Annotated in this window: 10 protein-coding genes; 4 read left to right on the top strand and 6 right to left on the bottom strand. The window is 65.6% G+C overall.

Annotation, left to right across the window (positions count from 1 at the left end; translation table 11 throughout):
• Positions 1-348: 348 nt before the first annotated feature.
• Positions 349-1665 (bottom strand): lipid IV(A) 3-deoxy-D-manno-octulosonic acid transferase, encoded by a 1317-nt coding sequence (waaA, locus tag ABQZ00_RS02080; RefSeq protein WP_323537719.1) that lies wholly within the window; start codon positions 1663-1665, stop codon positions 349-351.
• 76 nt (positions 1666-1741) lie between these two features.
• On the opposite strand from waaA, the gene ABQZ00_RS02075 reads away from it, so the two are divergent.
• Positions 1742-2662: an LpxL/LpxP family Kdo(2)-lipid IV(A) lauroyl/palmitoleoyl acyltransferase gene (locus ABQZ00_RS02075; RefSeq protein ID WP_115554552.1), complete on the top strand. Its 921-nt coding sequence runs from the start codon at positions 1742-1744 to the stop codon at positions 2660-2662.
• A gap of 85 nt (positions 2663-2747) precedes the next feature.
• On the opposite strand, the gene ABQZ00_RS02070 is transcribed toward ABQZ00_RS02075, so the two are convergent.
• The 3 genes from ABQZ00_RS02070 to ABQZ00_RS02060 are packed head-to-tail and all read right to left on the bottom strand — an operon-like array spanning position 2748 to position 5383.
• Positions 2748-4082, bottom strand: a complete 1335-nt coding sequence (locus ABQZ00_RS02070; protein WP_323537720.1) for an O-antigen ligase family protein — start codon at positions 4080-4082, stop codon at positions 2748-2750.
• Positions 4063-5175 carry a glycosyltransferase gene (locus ABQZ00_RS02065; RefSeq protein WP_323537721.1) on the bottom strand — a complete coding sequence of 371 codons (1113 nt, stop codon included), beginning with the start codon at positions 5173-5175 and terminating at the stop codon, positions 4063-4065. Before ABQZ00_RS02065 ends, ABQZ00_RS02070 begins: the two co-directional genes overlap by 20 nt.
• A gap of 10 nt (positions 5176-5185) precedes the next feature.
• On the bottom strand, positions 5186-5383 hold the full coding sequence (locus ABQZ00_RS02060) for a zinc-finger domain-containing protein (RefSeq protein WP_055848389.1): 198 nt from the start codon (positions 5381-5383) through the stop codon (positions 5186-5188).
• A gap of 723 nt (positions 5384-6106) precedes the next feature.
• Here ABQZ00_RS02060 and ABQZ00_RS02055 point away from each other — a divergent pair.
• On the top strand, positions 6107-9448 hold the full coding sequence (locus ABQZ00_RS02055) for a GH92 family glycosyl hydrolase (RefSeq protein ID WP_323537722.1): 3342 nt from the start codon (positions 6107-6109) through the stop codon (positions 9446-9448).
• Positions 9449-10001: 553 nt separating this feature from the next.
• On the opposite strand, the gene ABQZ00_RS02050 is transcribed toward ABQZ00_RS02055, so the two are convergent.
• A complete protein-coding gene (locus ABQZ00_RS02050) occupies positions 10002-12311 on the bottom strand; it encodes an NADP-dependent malic enzyme (RefSeq protein ID WP_323537723.1) in 2310 nt (769 codons plus the stop codon).
• Positions 12312-12509: 198 nt separating this feature from the next.
• Positions 12510-13850 (bottom strand): dicarboxylate/amino acid:cation symporter, encoded by a 1341-nt coding sequence (locus ABQZ00_RS02045; RefSeq protein WP_323537724.1) that lies wholly within the window; start codon positions 13848-13850, stop codon positions 12510-12512.
• 285 nt (positions 13851-14135) lie between these two features.
• Here ABQZ00_RS02045 and ABQZ00_RS02040 point away from each other — a divergent pair, with 285 nt between their 5' ends.
• Entirely contained in the window at positions 14136-15308 is a 1173-nt protein-coding gene (locus tag ABQZ00_RS02040) for an OprO/OprP family phosphate-selective porin (protein WP_115528866.1), read from the top strand.
• Positions 15309-15512: 204 nt separating this feature from the next.
• Positions 15513-18152, top strand: a complete 2640-nt coding sequence (locus tag ABQZ00_RS02035) for a hybrid sensor histidine kinase/response regulator (protein WP_323537725.1) — start codon at positions 15513-15515, stop codon at positions 18150-18152.
• The last annotated feature ends 135 nt before the right edge of the window (positions 18153-18287 follow it).

Below are 18287 nucleotides of genomic sequence, written 5' to 3'. Positions count from 1 at the left end.
GTGGGCGGGCAAGGACCAATCAAGATAGTCGGTGTGCGTAGCTCTTCTCAAAGCAACCCACACCTTGTCTGGTGCGGTGTCCTCGCCGCTTGCGGGACCGTGTGGCGACATGGATGTCGCCACACGGTCCCCCACGGACGGATGCACGGCGTGTCCCGCGAGCGGTGAGGGCACCGCGCCCTCGACCAATGCGGCTTGAGACTCTCCAGATGACGCCAAAAAGTGGCTAACGAAACGACCGCGCGATCGCCACGTTTGATTGGTCGCGCCAATACCGCTTGATGATGTGACTTGGCATGACTGCAACAGGTTCTCTGCAACGATGCAGCACGCACGCAGTTAGATCTTTCAAGACTCCACACCATCACCAACCACCGGCGGCAAATCAGGCGCGATCTGCACCAGCGTGCGTGCCACTGCGCCCTTGCCATTGGCGACCAGTGCCAACCCTGCGGCAGCCATCGCCTCACGCTGGGCCGGGTCGCCGAGCAGACGCGCAAGATCGCGATAGACGCAGTCGGCGTCCTCGCAGATCGCGACCGCATCGGCCTCGCGCATGCGCCGCGAAATTTCCGAGAAATTATGCAGATGCGGGCCGGTCACTGCCGGCGTGCCAACCGCTGCCGGTTCGAGCAGGTTGTGGCCGCCGATCGGCTGCAGGCTGCCACCGACGAAAGCGACCTGCGCGCATGCATAAAAACTCATCAGCTCGCCCAAGGTATCGATGACGAAGACCGTATCGTGCGCTTGTGGCCACTGCTGCGCTTTGCGTGTCGCCACGCGCCAGCCGCGCTCGCGCGCCAACGCCTCGACCTTTGGAAACCGCTCGGGATGGCGTGGCGCCCACAGCAGCAGCAGGTCCGGAAACTGCACCAGCAACTGCGCATGGATATCGGCCACCGCTGCCTCTTCGCCCTCGTGCGTGCTGGCGGCAATCCACACCGGCCGCGTTGCCGGCACATGGGTACGGAACTGCGCGACCAGGGCCTGTAATTGTTCGGGGGCAGCGATATCGAATTTGAGATTGCCCAGCGCCACCACTTGGTCCGGACGCGCGCCAAGGGTGATGAAGCGCTCCGCATCGTCCTGCGACTGCGCCGCCACGCAGGTCACCGTGCGCAACGCGCGGCTGATCAAGGGCGCCAGCACGCGGTAGCCGCGCAACGAGCGCGCCGACAAGCGTGCGTTGAGGATGTACAGCGGAATCTGGCGGTCGCGGCAACCGAACAACATGTTCGGCCATAGCTCGGTTTCCAGAATCAACGCCAGCCGCGGGCGAAAATGTTCCAGAAACCGCCCCACGCTGCCGGGCACGTCGTACGGCAGATACACATGGTCGACCGCATCGCCCCACACCGCGCGCACGCGCTCGGAACCGGTGGGCGTGATGGTGGTGATGACCCAGCGGATATCCGGGCGTTGCGCGCGCAAGGCGTTGACCAGCGGCGCGGCCGCATTGACCTCGCCCACCGACACCGCATGCACCCACACCCGCGGGCGGCCGCAGGCATGCGTGTACGACGCATAGCGCTCGTTCCAGCGGTTGAAGTATTCGCGCACGCGGAAACCGCGCCACACCAGGTGATACACCGTGACCGGCAACAACAGGTAGAGCAGCGCCGAGTACAGCCCGCGCAACAGCCATTCGATCGGGTCTTTCCGCATGTGTGCAGGATACGGGAGCGCCTGCACGTGCGCATGTGCACGCTGCCCGATGCGCCCGATCCCTTAGAATCGCACCATGTCCGAGTCCGCCAACGTCGCCGTCCGCCCCTCCCTGCGCAACCCCAAGCACTGGCCCATGTACCTGGGCCTTGCGGTGATGGTGCTGGCCGGGCGCCTGCCCTGGACGCTGCAACGCGCGGTGGGCCGTGGCGTGGGCTGGATCGCGATGCGCGTGGCGGGCACGCGTCGGCGCGCTGCCGAGGTCAACCTCAAACTGTGCTTTCCCGAGCAGGACGATGCATGGCGAGCGCGACTGCTGCGGGATAGTTTCGATGCGCTGGGCGTGGGCCTGTTCGAATTTGCGCGTGCGTGGTGGGGCAGCATCGACGCCATTCGCCCAGGCGTGCAGATCGAAGGACTGGAGCATCTGCAGCAGCTGCAGGAACAAAAGCGCGGCGTGTTGTTGGTGTCCGGCCACTTCATGACGCTGGAAATGTGCGGGCGGCTACTGTGCGACCACATACCGCTGGCCGGCATGTACCGCAAGCACCGAAACCCCGTGTTCGAATGGGCGGTCAAGCGCGGCCGCTTGCGCTATGCCACGCACATGTTCGCCAACGAGGATCTGCGCGCCACCATCAAGCACCTCAAGCGCGGCGGCTTTCTGTGGTACGCGCCGGACCAGGACATGCGCGGCAAGGACACCGTGTTCGTGCCGTTTTTCGGGCACCCGGCCTCGACCATCACGGCCACCCATCAGCTGGCACGGCTGACCGGTTGCGCGGTGGTGCCGTATTTCCATCGCCGCGAAGGCGGCCGCTACATCCTCAAGATTGCGCCGCCGCTGGCAGGCATTCCGTCGGAGGATGTGATCGCCGATACCACGCAGGTCAATGCGGCGATCGAGGACATGGTGCGCGAAGCGCCGGATCAATACCTGTGGATCCACCGCCGCTTCAAGCGTCAGCCGGGTGGGCGCAGCGCGTTCTATCAGTGAGCTGTCGCCGCAGGTGGCGCGCCGATGATGGCGCGTGGCACGCAGGTCTCCCCTGCCCGACACCCGCGATCACGATGCCAGCGGCTCAGCCCAGCGGCGGCTGATCCGCGTCGTCGTTGAGCAACGCGCCGGCATACAACCCGGCCAACATCAGACTCAAGCCGCCCCAGAAGCTGGAATAGAACGCCAGATGGGTATTGAGCGGGAAGACGGTGGCCACCAACGCGATCATCGCCGGCCGCGCCTGCTCGCGCGCAGCCACGCTGGAATAGCGCCACGCACGCCACGCCTGCGCCGCACCGGCCAGCCATAGCAGCAAGCCGATCACACCGGTTTCGGCCAGGATTTCCAACACGATCTGATGCGCGTGGAAAGCCGGGCCATCGCCCCAGGCCGGCGCCTGTGCAGGGGCCGGATTGCAGGCTGGATATGCCTGTCGAAACCCGCGCGCGCCTACACCATTGAGCGGATGCGCGCGGATCATGCACAGCGCTGCGCCCCAGATCTGGCCGCGCCCGGACAAGGCCTGATCCACGCCTTGCTCGCCATTGCCAAATGCCAGAGTGGTGCGCTGGATGCGCTCGCGTGCCTGTGGTGCCACCGCCACCACGCCACCGGCCAGCAGCACGCCGGCCACCGCAACTGCCAGCAGGCGCCGGCCACCCAGCAGTTGCCAGCCGGACAGCAGCACGATCACGCCGTAGGTGATCCACGAGGCGCGCGACCCCGCCAACACAAGCACCACGCCGACCGCGGCCGCCGCGCCCGCCCAGGCCCAGACATTGCGCCGCCCCAGCGCCAGCAGCAGGAATGGCGACAAGCTGGCCAGGGTCTGCCCGAACTTGAGATTGCACGGCCCCAGCACGCCGCTGAGGCGGTCGGCCAGCGCCAGCTCCTGCGGCGTACACAGCCCGTGGCCGCTGATCAGCTGCTTGACTTGATCCAGCGCGAAGAACAAGGGGCTGCTGCCGATGGCAGCCTGCAACAGCGCGTCCAGCGTCCACACCCCGCCGATCACCGCCAGGCCGATAAACGTGCGGCGTCGCCGCTGCGCATTGGCCACCGCAATCGCGCACAGCCACATGAAAGGCAGATAGCGCAGATCGGTGGCCGATTTACGCAGCGCGCGACCGACATCCATCGCATCGAACGCGGACAGCATCTGCGGCAGCCAGTACGCAAAGAACAACACACTGGTCAGTGCCCAGGCCGCACCGCTGAGCAGGCGTGTGCCACCGCGAAAACGTGCGTGCAGCAAACGGTACGCCGCGAACAACGCGCCCAGCGACAGCACGGTTTCGGCCAAGCCGGGCGTGGGCCACAGCGCGACAAACAGGAGCACCCATAGCGGCGCCCAGCGCCCGGCATCGGGCGTCAATGCGGGCGCGCTTATTGGAGCGTCAGCGGCGGAGTTCGTCATAGACCTTCAAGGTGGCCGATTGCATGGCCTGCAACGTATAGGGGAGGACCGCCGGCGGTGTGGGCGGGTGCTGCAGAAGCTGCAGTGCCTGAGCGCGCAGCGCATCGGCATCGAAGGCCGGCACCGCGCCGCCGGGCTGCAGCTCGGCAAGCAATTCGCCAACGCCGCCATGCTGCCAGCCCAGGACCGGCCGGCCCACCGACAAAGCCTCGACCACGGTACGGCCGAAGGCTTCGGGCTTGCGCGACAGCTGCAGCACCAGATCGCTGGCGGCATAGGCATCGGCAATGCGCGTGGTGGGCTCGGTGAAGGCGACCGCTTCGGCCACCCCCAACCGCGCTGCTTCGGCTTCCAGCTCGCGCACATACGCCTCGCGCCCGGGTTCGCGCGCACCCGGCAGCCACAGCCAGGCCGGCACGCCGGTAGCGCGCACATCGGCCAGCAGCTGCAGACCATCGGCATGGCCCTTCAAGCGCGTGCCGCGCCCCGGCAGCAGCAGCAGCGGTGCGTCGGACGGCAGCCCAGGCAATAGGGTCTGCGCCCAGCTGCGTGCGCGCCGATCCGGTCGCAAGCGGCGCGGAAACTGGGCGATGTCGACGCCACGCGGAATCGTGCGCAGATGCGTCGGATCGGTCTGCGGATAGTGCGTGCAGACATAGTCGCGCACGGTTTGCGAGACGCAGATGACGCGTTCGCCATAGGTCATGACCGCACTGTAGCGGCTGGGCGAATTGAGCCCGTGCACGGTGGTGACGAAGCGCGGGCGCGTGGCTGCGGGCATCCCGCGCAGCGCGTACCAGCCCAACCAGGCCGGCAGCCGCGAACGCGCGTGCACGATGTCGGCACCGAGTTCGGCAAACAGACGACGCAGGCTGACCACGTGGCGCAGAGTCAGCAGCGACTTGCGGCCGATATCCAGGGTGAGGTGCTCACCGCCGGCTTCCAGCAACTGCGGGACCAGGCGCCCGCCAGCCGATACGACCACGGCGCGATGGCCGGCGCGCACCAGCGCGGCAGTGATTTCCAGGGTGGAGCGTTCCACGCCGCCGGACTGCAGCGCCGGCAGCAATTGCACCACGGTCAGGCGGTGCATGCAGCCAGGATCAGTCGGCGAGTACGAACAGCGAGCCGCAATACGGGCACTTGGCTTCGCCGTTGGGTTCGTCTTCGATCGGCAGATACACGCGCGGATGCGAGTTCCACAGCGCCATCTGCGGCGTCGGGCAGCTCAGCGGCAGGTCTGCCCGCTGCACGGTGTAACGCTTTTCGGCATTGGCGGGCGCGGTGGCGGTCTGGCTCATGGCGGTGCGATCGGTAAACGAAGACAGAGCGCGGATTCTAGCAGCCTGCCTGCATGCGCAGGGCCGCGCAGTTGCGGGCGTTTTGCTTGCGCACGCGATTGGCAGCCGGGAAGACGGGCGTGGCCCACATGAATGAGCGTGAGTTGCCGAGCCAGGGGGGCATCGGGATCGTGGGGTTGGGAGCGCTAACAAAGCGCACCGGAGGGCGCCGCCAGGGAACGGATGACCGAATCGTGCTGCCCAAAGGGCGCTGGCCGGTGCCGCATACCAAGCACCTTGTTGCCGGACGCGCAGCGCGATTGATGGTCGCTCGCGTTGATGCAAGGCAGAACTGCTTGCCCACCACAGAGTCGTTACGCAGGTCTCGCCGTTGTCGGTAGCAACCGGAGCGGTCGAGATGTGCGGTGCTTTGCATGGTGAACGGCCATCGGTGAACGGTCATCAGTGAGCGCTCATCGAGGTGACTGCGCAAACGTCGATATGGAAGAGCGGCATTTGGATGACTCTCTCACCTCCCGCACGCCCAGCGGCGCAGCATCCAGCGCACAGCTCGCTTGCGTGCGCTCGGTGTTTTGTCCACGATCGGCCGGCACCCGAATCTGTGCGGATCGAACAGCACGCATCCCTCTCGGCCGCTGCCGGCATTGCAGCGCAGCGTCCTTGGGACGCAACCTGGGCGGCGATGAACGCGCTGCTGGTCCGCCATCAAGGAGACACCACCACGTGAGTCTGTCGGTCGTTGTGCGGCGTTTGCCGTTGGTTGTTGCGTTGGCACTCGCATCTGCGCATGCAGGTGCGGCAGGCGGGTTTGCCAGTTCCTTCGATCAAGGGCAGCCCATGCCGGTCCAAGCGATGCCTGGCGATGTGCGGATCGCGGTCGGCAGCGGCCCTGCCGCGCCCTACGCGGCCAAGCCCAGCACCGGCTACAGCGGCGCGCATGCGCTGCGTTACGACAGCAGCGGCACGGGAAGGCGCACCTTGTTTGCCACCGACATCGTGATCGACGCGCAGACCACCTTGTCGTGGATTGTGCTGCCGGAGAGCGTCGGCACCGATCATGTCGCCTCGACCTATGTATCGCTGGATTTGGTTCTCGACGATGGCACGCGGCTGTCCGGCACGTCGGCGCAGGACCAGCATGGCGTGGCGATAGGCGCGCGTGCGCAAGGGCAGTCGAAGACCTTGTATCCGCAACAGTGGGCGCGCAAGGAAGTGCGACTGGGTGAGGTGGCCGGCCTGCGTGGGCGACGCGTGCGGGCGATCGAGCTGGAGCTCGCGCCACCTGCGGGCGCAGCCGCTGCCGGCTGGATCGACGACATCGCGCTGGGCGATGTGCCGCTGCCGACGCCGGCACGCCCGTCGGATTGGGTATTGACCACGCGTGGCACGCAGTCCAACGGCACGTTTTCGCGCGGCAACAATTTCCCCGCCACGGCGGTGCCGCATGGATTCAACTTCTGGACGCCGGTGACCGATGCGGGAACGCTGACCTGGCTGTACCGCTGGAACGAGCAGAACGATGCCGATAACCGGCCACGCCTGCAGGCGCTGGCGCTGAGTCATCAACCCAGTCCGTGGATGGGCGACCGGCAGACCTTTCAGGTTATGCCCTCAGTCGGCGCAGGTGTGCCCGAAGCCGATCGCGGCAAGCGTGCGCTGGCGTTTTCGCATGCCAATGAAATAGCGCGCCCGTACCGCTACGCAGTGCAGTTCGACAATGGCCTGCACGCCGAGATCGCACCGACCGACCATGCGGCGCTGTTCCGCTTTCGCTTCCCGGATCACGGCGATGCCAACCTGCTGTTCGACAATGTGGACGCGCGCGGCGGGCTACGTCTGGATGCCGCGACGCAGACGCTGTCCGGTTACACCGATGTGCGCAGCGGGCTGTCGACCGGTGCGACACGCATGTATGTGGTTGCGAGCTTCGATCGGCCGTGGACGTCTAGCGGCCGCATCGATACCGGGCGACCCACCGGCTGGATCAAGTTCGATGCAGGTGATGCGCGTCAGGTGCAGATGCGTATCGCCACCTCGTTGATCTCGCTGGAACAGGCCAGACACAACCTGGCGTTGGAAATCGCACCGCAAGCATCCTTCGAGCAGATCGCCGCGCAAGCGCAGGACGCGTGGGACGCATTGCTGGGGCGGTTCGATGTGCCCGATGCGACTGCCGACCAGAAAACCACGCTGTATTCCAGTCTCTATCGGCTGCATCTGTACCCGAACTCCGCGCATGAAAACGCAGGGAATGCAGACGCACCCGACTGGCGTTACGCAAGCCAGAACAGCTGGTCGGACGACAACATCGACGGCAGCGCGGTGCGCAGTTTTGCACCGATCCGCGATGGCCGGGTTTACGTCAACAATGGGCTGTGGGACACCTTTCGCACCGCGTGGCCGGCCTATGCGCTGTTTGCGCCCGACGCTGCCGGAACCTTTGTGCAAGGCTTTATCGAGCAAGCGCGTGCGGGGGGATGGATTGCGCGTTGGTCTTCGCCCGGCTACGCCGACCTGATGGTCGGTACCAGTTCGGATGTGGCGTTTGCCGATGTCTGGCTCAAGGGCGTGCAAGGCTTCGATCCGGCCGAGGCGTACGCCGCTGCGCTCAAAAACGCCACCGTGGTGGCACCGGATCGTCACGTGGGCCGCAAGGGCATGGCGCGCTCGACCTTCCGCGGCTACGCCGATACCGATACGCACGAAGGCATGTCGTGGTCGATGGAAGGCGCGCTCAACGACTTCGGCATCGCCAACATGGCCGATGGATTAGCCAGGCAGGCGACCAACGCGAACGTGCGCGAGCGCTATGCGACCGAGGCGATGTATTTCCGCCAGCGTGCGGCCGGGTATTCGACACTATTCGATCCGGCAATCTGGTTTTTTCAGGGGCGAAACGCGGAGGGGCGCTGGCGGGTGGATGCGGCGCACTACGACCCGCGCGTCTGGGGCAATGACTACACCGAATCCAGCGGCTGGACGTTCGCGTTCACCGCGCCGCACGATGGCGAAGGGTTGGCCTCGCTCTACGGTGGGCGCGCCGCGTTGGCGGCAAAACTGGATACTTTCTTTGCCACCCCGGAAACCGCCGATGCAAAATTTGCCGGCTCTTACGGCGACACCATCCACGAAATGACCGAGGCGCGCGACGTGCGCTTGGGCATGTATGCGCACAGCAACCAGACCGCGCACCACATTCCGTGGATGTATCTGTTCGCCGGGCAGCCTTGGAAAACCCAGCAGCTGACGCGCGAGATGCTGTCGCGCCTGTATCTGGGGAGCGAGATCGGCCAGGGCTATGCCGGCGATGAAGACAATGGCGAGATGTCGGCGTGGTATCTGTTCGCAGCGCTGGGGCTGTACCCGTTGCGCATGGGCGCACCGGAGTACGTGATCGGCTCGCCGCTGTTCAAGCATGCAAAGGTGCGCTTGCCCGATGGCGGCACGCTTGTGGTCAATGCGCCGCAGAACTCGCCGCAAAATGTGTATGTGCAATCGCTGATGCTCAACGGCAAGCCGTGGCACAAGACCTGGTTGGCGCATGCGGACATCGCCAAGGGCGCGACGCTGGAGTTCGTGATGGGCCCCACGCCATCGCGCTGGGGGAGCGGATCGAATGATGTGCCGCCGTCGTTGACGCCGGCCGGACAGCGCCCTGCCCCGCTGCACGATCTGCTGGGTGCTACCGCACGCATTGTGATGGACGATGGCCGCGATATCGCGGCGCTGCATGATGACGATGCAGGCACGGTCGGTGCGCTATCGGCCATGTCGACGTTGACGCTGAGTGGGCTCGAACCTGGCAAGGCGACGCTGTACACCTTGACCAATGGCAGTGCGGCGATTGCTGCAGCTGGCTGGACGTTGGAAGCGCGCAATGCAGGTGGTGCGTGGCGGGTGGTCGATCACCGCAGCGACGAGCGTTTTCAGTGGTCGTTGCAGACGCGCCCGTTTCGGATTGCGACGCCTGGCGCGTATGCGGAGTATCGGCTGCGGCTGACGATGCCTGCGCGCGCGCAGTTGGCCGAAATCGAGCTATTGGGTGCTGTTCCGGATGCGCGTTGAGAAGGGGATGCTTGCTGGTGTGATCGCTTTTGAGTGATGCGGGATCGCTAGCGTTGTTGCTTGCGTCGTTGATCAGCGTTTCAGTGGGTGGCAACGCTGATTCGTTGCTGAGGGTGGGCGTACCCTCACCCCAACCCCTCTCCCGAGGGGAGAGGGGCTTTCAGGCAGTGACTGCACGCTTGGTGTTGCGCTGCTCGATGTCTTGTAGCAACAAGGTTCTCGACAGGTTTCCGTCGTTGCCCTGTCGACCGAGCGCTTGTCACTTCAGATCAACTGCGCCTTGTCGGCTGACTGCTGACACTTCAGATCAACTGCTCCTTGTCGGCTGATTGCTGCCACTTCGGATCAACTGTTCCTTGCCGACCGACTCCTAGTACTTCGATCAACCAATGCCCTGTCGGCCGACTGCCCGCACTTCGCTCAGCCATTGCCTCGTCGGCTGATTGCTAGCACGTCGATAACCGCGTCTTGTCGGCCGACTACCAGCACTCGATCAACCATTGCCCGGTCGATCGAATGCTTGCCGGCCCAACCCAGTCGCTAAAGCATCAACTCAATCGTTACCCTTTTCAGCCGCCGTTTTTTCCGCATCGCGTTGCCTGCGGATCTGCGCATCCACCGCGGCGATCGCGGTCATGTTCATCACCCGGCGCGAGGTGGCGCTGGTGGTCAGGATGTGCACCGGCTTGGAGATGCCCATCAGGATCGGGCCGATCGCCACGCCGTCGGTGAACACGCGTACCAGGTTGTAGGCGATGTTGGCCGCTTCCAGATTCGGCAGCACGAACAGGTTGGCGCGGCCCTTCAAGGTGCTGTTGGGCATGATCTGCTTGCGCAGCGCTTCGTCCCAGGCGGTGTCGCCCTGCATTTCGCCGTCGATGTTGAGCTCGGGCTTGCGCTTGAGCAGCGCTTCGCGCACCTGGCGCATCTTCAGCGCGTCGCGCGAGTCGTGGCTGCCGAAGTTGGAGTGCGACAGCAGCGCGATGTTGGGTTCGATACCGAACAACTTGAGGCGATAGGCGGCCTGCAGGGTGGCTTCGACCACCTGTTCGACAGTGGGGTCTTCCTGCACATGCGTGTCCAGGAAGAAGAACACGCCCAGCTGGTTGATCACCCCGGTCATCGCCGAGGTGGAACTCACGCGCGGCTCCAGCGGGATCACGCTGCGGGCGTAGCCCAGCTTCTTGTGGAAGCGCCCCACCACGCCGGACAGCATCGCATCGGCTTCGCCGCGCGCCACCATCACCGCGGCGATCAGGGTCGGGCGTGAACGCATCAGCTCCTTGGCGGCAGTGACGGTGACGCCGCGACGCTCGGTGAGCGCGTGGTAGTACTGCCAGTATTCGTTGAAGCGGGGGTCATCGAGAATATTGGTGATCTCGAAGTCCACGCCGGCGGTCAGGCGCAGGCCCATCCGCTCGATACGCGCTTCGATCACGTCCGGGCGGCCGATCAGGATCGGGAAGGCCAGGCCTTCGTCGACCACGTTCTGCACCGCGCGCAGCACCACTTCTTCTTCGCCTTCGGCATACACCACACGCTGCTTGTCGGCACGCGCGCGGTCGTAAACCGGCTTCATCATCAGGCTGGTGCGGTAGACGAACTGGCTGAGCTTGTCGCGATAGGCCTCCATGTCGGCGATCGGGCGCGTGGCCACGCCCGAGTCCATCGCCGCCTGCGCAACCGCCGACGACAGCTCCACCAGCAGACGCGGGTCCAGCGGCCGCGGAATCAGATACTCCGGGCCAAAGCTCGGGGTCTCGCCGCCATAGGCCGCGCCCAGGTCGGAGGCCTCACGCCGCGCCATCGCCGCAATCGCCTTGACGCAGGCGATCTTCATCTCTTCGTTGATGCCTGTGGCACCCACGTCCAGCGCGCCGCGGAACAGATACGGGAAGCACAGCACGTTGTTGATCTGGTTCGGATAGTCCGAGCGGCCGGTGCCGATGATGCAATCCGGACGCACTGCCTTGGCCGCTTCCGGGGTGATCTCCGGGTTGGGATTGGCCAACGCGAAGATCACCGGCTGGCGCGCCATCGTGGCGACCATTTCCGGCTTGAGGATGCCGGCCGCCGACAGACCCAGGAAAATATCCGCACCTTCGACGATCTCGGCCAGCGTGCGCTTGTCGGTGTCGCGTGCGTAGCGCTGCTTGTCCGGATCCAGATCGGTGCGGCCGGTGTGGATCACGCCATCGCGGTCCAGCGCCAGGATGTTCTCCGGCTTCAGGCCCAGCGAGACCAGCATGTTGACGCAGGAAATACCGGCCGCGCCCATGCCGGTGGTGGCCAGCTTGACCTCTTCGATCTTCTTGCCGGTGACTACCAGCGCGTTGAGCACCGCGGCGCCGACGATGATCGCAGTGCCGTGCTGATCGTCATGGAACACCGGGATGTTCATGCGCTCGCGCAGCTTGCGCTCGACGATGAAGCATTCCGGCGCCTTGATGTCTTCCAGATTGATGCCGCCGAAGGTCGGCTCCAGGCTGGCGATGATATCCACCAGCTTGTCCGGGTCGTTCTCGTTGATTTCGATGTCGAACACATCGATGCCGGCGAACTTCTGGAACAGCACGCCCTTGCCTTCCATCACCGGCTTGGACGCCAGCGGGCCGATGTTGCCCAGGCCCAGCACGGCGGTGCCGTTGGTGATGACCGCCACCAGATTGCCTCGCGCGGTGAGCTCGCTGGCCTGGGTGGGTTCTTCGACGATCGCCTCGCAGGCGAAGGCCACGCCCGGCGAATACGCCAGCGACAGATCGCGCTGGGTCAGCATCGGCTTGGTCGCGGTGACCTTGATCTTGCCGGCCGGCTGCTGGCGGTGATAGTCGAGGGCGGCCTGTTTGAAGTCGTCGTTGGACATCGGCTGTGTGAGTCTCGAAGGCGCAGGAGGGCTGAATTCTACCCTCCTGCCTGAACAAGGGCCTGTCGCGCAGCTGTCAGCGCGGCAGGGAGATTGCATGCTGCAGCGTGGCGTACGCTGCGGCCGGTGTTGGCTGGAACCGAAAACGGCCCTGCACCCCGCCGGATACACCGACGGAGAACAGGGCCGTAGGAAGCATCAGCGCGCGCTGATCGGGGCGACGCCGCCGGCCACCGGCGCCTGCAACGGCGGCTCGCCGCCATCCAGCACCAGCTTGAGCTGGTCGCGGTCCAGCGCGTTTTCCCAGCGCGACACCACCACCGTGGCTACCGCGTTACCGATGAAGTTGGTCAGCGAGCGGCACTCGCTCATGAAGCGGTCCACGCCCAGGATCAGCGCCATGCCGGCCACCGGCACGTCCGGCACTACCGACAGCGTGGCCGCCAGGGTGATGAAGCCGGCACCGGTCACGCCGGCCGCGCCCTTGGAGCTGAGCATCGCCACCGCCAGCAAGGTGATCTGCTGGCCCAGGGTCAGGTCCACGTTGGTGGCTTGGGCGATGAACAGCGCCGCCAGGGTCATGTAGATATTGGTGCCGTCCAGATTGAACGAATAGCCGGTCGGCACGACCAGGCCCACCACCGACTTCTCGCAGCCGGCCTTCTCCATCTTTTCCATCAGCGACGGCAGCGCCGACTCCGACGAGGAGGTGCCGAGCACCAGCAGCAACTCGGCCTTGAGGTAGCGGATCAGCTTGAGCACGGAGAAGCCGCACAGACGGCAGACGATCCCCAGGATCACCAGCACGAAGAACAGCGAGGTCAGGTAAAACGAGCCCACCAGCCAGGCCAGATTGACCAGCGATTCCACACCGTACTTGCCGATGGTGAAGGCGATCGCACCAAACGCACCGATCGGCGCGGCCTTCATCAGCATGTGCACCAGGCGGAACACCGGGGCGGTCAACGCTTCCAGGAAGCTCAGCACCGGGCGGCCACGTTCGCCCACCAGCGCCAGCGCAATACCGAACAGCACCGCCACGAACAGCACCTGCAGGATGTTGCCATCGACGAACGCGCTGATCAGCGTGGCCGGGATGATGTCCATCAGGAAGCCGACCAGGCTCAGCTCGTGCGATTTCTGCACGTAGGTGTTGACCGCACTCTGGTCCAGCTCGGCCGGGTTGATGTTCATGCCGGCGCCGGGCTGCACCACGTGCGCCACGATCATGCCGACGATCAGCGCCAGCGTGGAGAAGAACAGGAAGTAGGTCATCGACTTGGCGAAGACCCGGCCCACCGTCTTGAGGTGGGTCATGCCGGCGATGCCGGTAACGATGGTCAGGAAGATCACCGGGGCGATGATCATCTTCACCAACTTGATGAAGGCGTCTCCCAGCGGCTTGAGGCTTTCGGCGAAGGCCGGCTCGAAGTGGCCCAACAGGGCGCCGAGGACGATCGCCACCACCACCTGGAAATACAGCTGGCGGTAGAAGGGCACGGACGCCGGCACCGGGCCGGCAGGCTTGCTGATGTGCATGACACCACTCCGAAGGAACTGGAGGGTGCCTGAGCAGGCACCCGGTGCAGGCATTCTGGGCGCACGTCACAGGCAGGGCCGATAACCCATTGGTACTACGCACTGTTGGCGGGCTGAACGTCGCCTTACACTTCAGCCGCGCCGCCGCCGGCCGTTAATTCCATTTAACGCAGACACCGACGTTTCTGTGCAGTCGCCGCCCGGACCTGCGCGCTTGCTGAAGCTGTTCACCGCGATCGCCATGGCAGGACGCCCGACCCCTTTCATTGCCGAAGACCATTCCATATGCGCCTCAATTTGCTTGTTCTGGCGTTGGCTATCGCCATCGTCCCCGCCGCTGCCAATGCAGCCACCTCGATCGAAAACTGGCCGACCAAGTACACCTTCGGTGATGGCACCGAGCTGGGTCTGACCGGCAACTACGCCTACGACGACAACAACTTCTCCGGCGACGACCGCCTGGAAGACCGCAACGATTTCCGCCGCAAGGAATTCGGCGCCACCATCAAGAAGAAGGGCGTCTACGACGCCATGGTGTATTTCGACTTCGAAGCCAAGCTGTGGCTGGACGTGTTCTTCCGCGTCGAAACCAAGGCGCTGCTGGGCCAGGATTACGGCCGCGTGCGCCTGGGCTACATGAAGGTGCCGGTGGGTCTGGAAGCGGTGCAGAGCTCGCGCGCGGGCAGCTTCATGGAACTGGGTCTGCCGGTGCAGGCAGTGTTCCAGGGCCGCCGGACCGGCGTGGAATGGACCCTGGAGCGTCCGCAGTACCTGCTGCAGGCCGGCGCGTACGGCGGCCAGGATCTGCAGGGCGACAACCCGGGCACCACCCAGGCCGTGCATGCGGCGTGGACCCCGTTCAAGGCCGAAGGCGACGTACTGCACCTGGGCATCGCCGGCTCAGTCGAAAACCCGCGCGGCTTCAGCGACGGCCGCGGCGTGTCCTTCAGCCCGCGCGTGCGCCTGCGTGCCCGCCCGGAAGCCGGCCTGACCGACGTGCGCCTGATCGACACCGGCACCATCCTCGATGTGGACCACGTGATCCGTACCGGCGTGGAAGCGGTCTGGATCCATGGCCCGTTCTCGCTGCAGAGCGAAGCCCTGCGTGCCGAAGTGGCGCGTAATGCCGGCCAGCCGCACTTCATCGCCCAGGGCCAGTACGTCTACGGCACCTGGTCGCTGACCGGCGAGTCGCGCAGCTATGCCGGCGGCGTGCCGGGCAACATCAAGCCTGCACACGACTACGGCGCGGTCGAACTGACTGCCCGCTATAGCCGCCTGAATCTGGAAGACAACAACATCCACGGCGGCCGTCAGCACGACACCACCATCGGCGCCAACTGGTACCTCACCAGCCACTTCAAATTCCAGGCCAACTACAGCTGGGTGGATTCCTCGCGCAATGGCGTGCATGAAACCCCGCACGTGATGGAGCTGCGCGCACAGGTGCAGTTCTAAGCATCGCTGACGCAACCCAGCGCGCGGGCAATGTACTGCCGCGCACTGGCGTGATTCACGCGCGGCTGTCGTCTTAGACGGTAGCCGATGTTCCGATACGGCCGCATCCTGTCACGGGTGCGGCCGTTGTCGTTTTGGCGCGCGTGTCTGTCGCGCGATCAGGCGATGGCTGCGCGTGCGGGAGCGGAACGCCATACTTGCCGTATGTATGTCTCGCATCGCCGCCGTCTGCTGCTCACCCTGGTCATCGTGCTGGGCGGGATGGTCGTGGCCATGCTGGCGGCCAGGCACTTTGTCGAACAGAACGCGCTGCGCGAGGAAAGCGCCACCGTGCGCCGGCAGCTGCGCCTGTATGCGCAAGCGCTGCAACAACGCATCGACCGCTATCGCACGCTGCCGCAGATTCTGGCGCTGGACCCGGAGCTGCGCGCGGCGGTCTCCGGCCCGCTGTCGCCCGCGCAGGTGCAGCAGCTCAATCGCAAACTCGAACGTGCCAACAATGTCACCCAGTCGTCCACGCTGACGCTGATCGACCGCAGCGGCATTGCGCTGGCGGCCAGCAACTGGCGCGCGGTGCGCAGCAATGTCGGTGTGGATTACGCCTTCCGCCCGTATTACCAGCAGGCGCTGGCCACCGGCAGCGGCAGTTTTTACGGCATCGGCATGACCACCAGCGAGCCAGGCTATTTCCTGTCGCAGGCCATCGTCGATGCTGCCGGCCAGGTGCAGGGCGTGGTGGTGATCAAGATTGCGCTGGCCGCACTGGAGCGCGAATGGCTGCAGACGCCGGACATCGTGCTGGCCTCCGATGCGCATGGCGTGGTGTTTCTGGCCAGCCGCGCCAGCTGGCGCTACCGCATGCTGGCGCCGCTCACCCCGCGCGACCGCACCGAACTGCAGACCACCCGCCAATACGCCAATCAAGGGCTGCTGCCGCTGCGTCGGCGCTTGATCGAGCAGACCGGCAACGGTGGCGTCCTGGCCGAGGTGCGCGACCCGCCACTCGGCGCACCAGTGCTGTGGCAGACGCTGGAAGTCCCGGACAGCGGCTGGCGCCTGCATCTGCTGCACGACACCCGCGCCAGCGCCGCCGCCGGCCGCGCCGCAGCCATCGCCGCTGCGGGTGCCTGGCTGGCATTGGCCTTGCTGTGGTTGTTCGTGCAACAACGCCGGCGGCTGTCGGCGCTGCGTCAGCGCAGCCGGCATGAACTGGAAACCCTGCTGCAACAACATGCCGAAGAACTGCGCACCGCCCAGGACGGCGTGGTCACCGCCGCGCAACAGTCCAACGCAGGCCTGAGCCGCAGCCTGGAACATCTGCCGCAAGGCGTGGTGGTGATCGACGAGGCGCTCAATCTGGTGGCGTGGAATTCGCGCTATGTGGAGCTGTTCCGCTTCCCGCCGGAGTTGCTCAAGATCGGCCGCCCGATCGAAGACCTGTTCCGCTTCAATGCCCGCCGTGGGCTGCTGGGGCCGGGGCCGATCGAGGCGGCCATCGAGCGGCGGCTCAATCACCTGCGCAGCGGCAAGCCGCACATGCGCGAAAGCGAGAAAGAAGACGGCACGGTGCTGGAAATCCGCGGCAATCCGCTGCCCGATGGCGGGTTCGTCACCAGCTACGCCGACATCACCAGCTACAAGAACGCCGCGCGCGAACTGCGCTCGCTGGCCGATGCACTGGAACATCGCGTGGCCGAGCGCACCCGCGATCTGGCCGCCGCCAAACGCGAGGCCGAAAGCGCCAACCGCTACAAGACCCGCTTTGTCGCCTCGGCGGTGCACGACCTGCTGCAGCCGCTCAATGCCGCGCGCATGTTCGTGTCGGTGTTGCGCGGGCAGGTGCGCGAGCCCGGCAGCGCGCGCGTGGTCGAAAACATCGACGGCGCACTCGCCGCGCAGGACGCCATCCTCAATAGCCTGCTCGACATCTCGCGCCTAGAAGCCGGCAGCCTGAAGACGCAGGTGCGCGACTTCGCACTGGCTCCCTTGCTGGAAACGCTGGCGCGCGAGTTCGGCATCCTGGCCGAAGACCGCGGCCTGGTGCTGGAGTGGGTGCCGACATCGGCGGTGGTGTTGAGCGATGCAACCCTGCTGCGCCGCATCCTGCAGAACTTTCTGTCTAATGCGATCCGCTACACGCCGCGCGGGCGCGTGCTGATCGGCTGCCGTCGGCGCGGTGGCTGGCTGCGCATCGAAGTGCATGACCAGGGACCCGGCATTCCGGATGCCTTGCAGCACGAAATCTTCGAAGAATTCCGCCGTCTGGACGATGGCGTGGCCAACGACCGCGGCGCCGGGCTGGGGCTGGCGATTGTCGAACGGATCGGCCGCCTGCTGGGCCATCGCATCGGCCTGCATTCAACGCTTGGCAGCGGCAGCGTGTTTTCGGTCACCGTGCCGATCGGCGAACGCGCCGCCATCGCCACGCAGTTGCCGCCGCCCACCGCCGAACACGGCAACGACCCCATCCTGCACGGGTGCCGGGTGTGGTGCGTGGACGACGACCCGCGTGTCTGCGAGGCCACCCGCGCCCTGCTGGAACGCTGGGAATGCCGCGTGGATTTTTCCGGCGGCCCGGACGAAGCACTGGCCCATGCCAGCGCCGATGAAGCACCGGAATTGCTGCTGCTGGATGTACGCATGGGCACGCACTACGGCCCGATGCTGCTACCGCAATTGGTGAGCCGCTGGCAGCGCGAGCCGCGCATCATCCTGGTCACCGCCGAGCCCGACCCGGCCCTGCGCGAACACGCACAGGAATTGGGCTGGGGCTTTCTGTCCAAGCCGGTCCGCCCGCCTGCGCTGCGCGCGCTGATGACGCAGATGCTGCTGCGGCGCGGGTGATTCGGTAGCGGGCTTCGTGCATCGATAAAGGCAACAGCAGCTCCCATCGCGTTGTCGAGGCCTGCGTGTTCGTACGGAAAGCGCTGCGGGCGCGCGCGTGATCGTGCGGATTCCATCGCGCGCCGGTTCAACCCA

Source organism: Xanthomonas sp. WHRI 10204, assembly GCF_040202875.1.
GTDB lineage: Bacteria > Pseudomonadota > Gammaproteobacteria > Xanthomonadales > Xanthomonadaceae > Xanthomonas.
This window is presented reverse-complemented; position numbering and strand designations above follow the sequence as displayed.

Bases quoted from the DNA above. Each gene is read 5' to 3' on its own strand.
- waaA (WP_323537719.1), bottom strand. From the start codon at position 1,665: ATGCGGAAAGACCCGATCGAATGGCTGTTGCGCGGGCTGTACTCGGCG.
- ABQZ00_RS02065 (WP_323537721.1), bottom strand. From the start codon at position 5,175: ATGCACCGCCTGACCGTGGTGCAATTGCTGCCGGCGCTGCAGTCCGGC.
- ABQZ00_RS02040 (WP_115528866.1), top strand. From the start codon at position 14,136: ATGCGCCTCAATTTGCTTGTTCTGGCGTTGGCTATCGCCATCGTCCCC.
- ABQZ00_RS02075 (WP_115554552.1), top strand. From the start codon at position 1,742: ATGTCCGAGTCCGCCAACGTCGCCGTCCGCCCCTCCCTGCGCAACCCC.
- ABQZ00_RS02070 (WP_323537720.1), bottom strand. From the start codon at position 4,082: ATGACGAACTCCGCCGCTGACGCTCCAATAAGCGCGCCCGCATTGACG.
- ABQZ00_RS02035 (WP_323537725.1), top strand. From the start codon at position 15,513: ATGTATGTCTCGCATCGCCGCCGTCTGCTGCTCACCCTGGTCATCGTG.
- ABQZ00_RS02050 (WP_323537723.1), bottom strand. From the start codon at position 12,311: ATGTCCAACGACGACTTCAAACAGGCCGCCCTCGACTATCACCGCCAG.
- ABQZ00_RS02045 (WP_323537724.1), bottom strand. From the start codon at position 13,850: ATGCACATCAGCAAGCCTGCCGGCCCGGTGCCGGCGTCCGTGCCCTTC.
- ABQZ00_RS02060 (WP_055848389.1), bottom strand. From the start codon at position 5,383: ATGAGCCAGACCGCCACCGCGCCCGCCAATGCCGAAAAGCGTTACACC.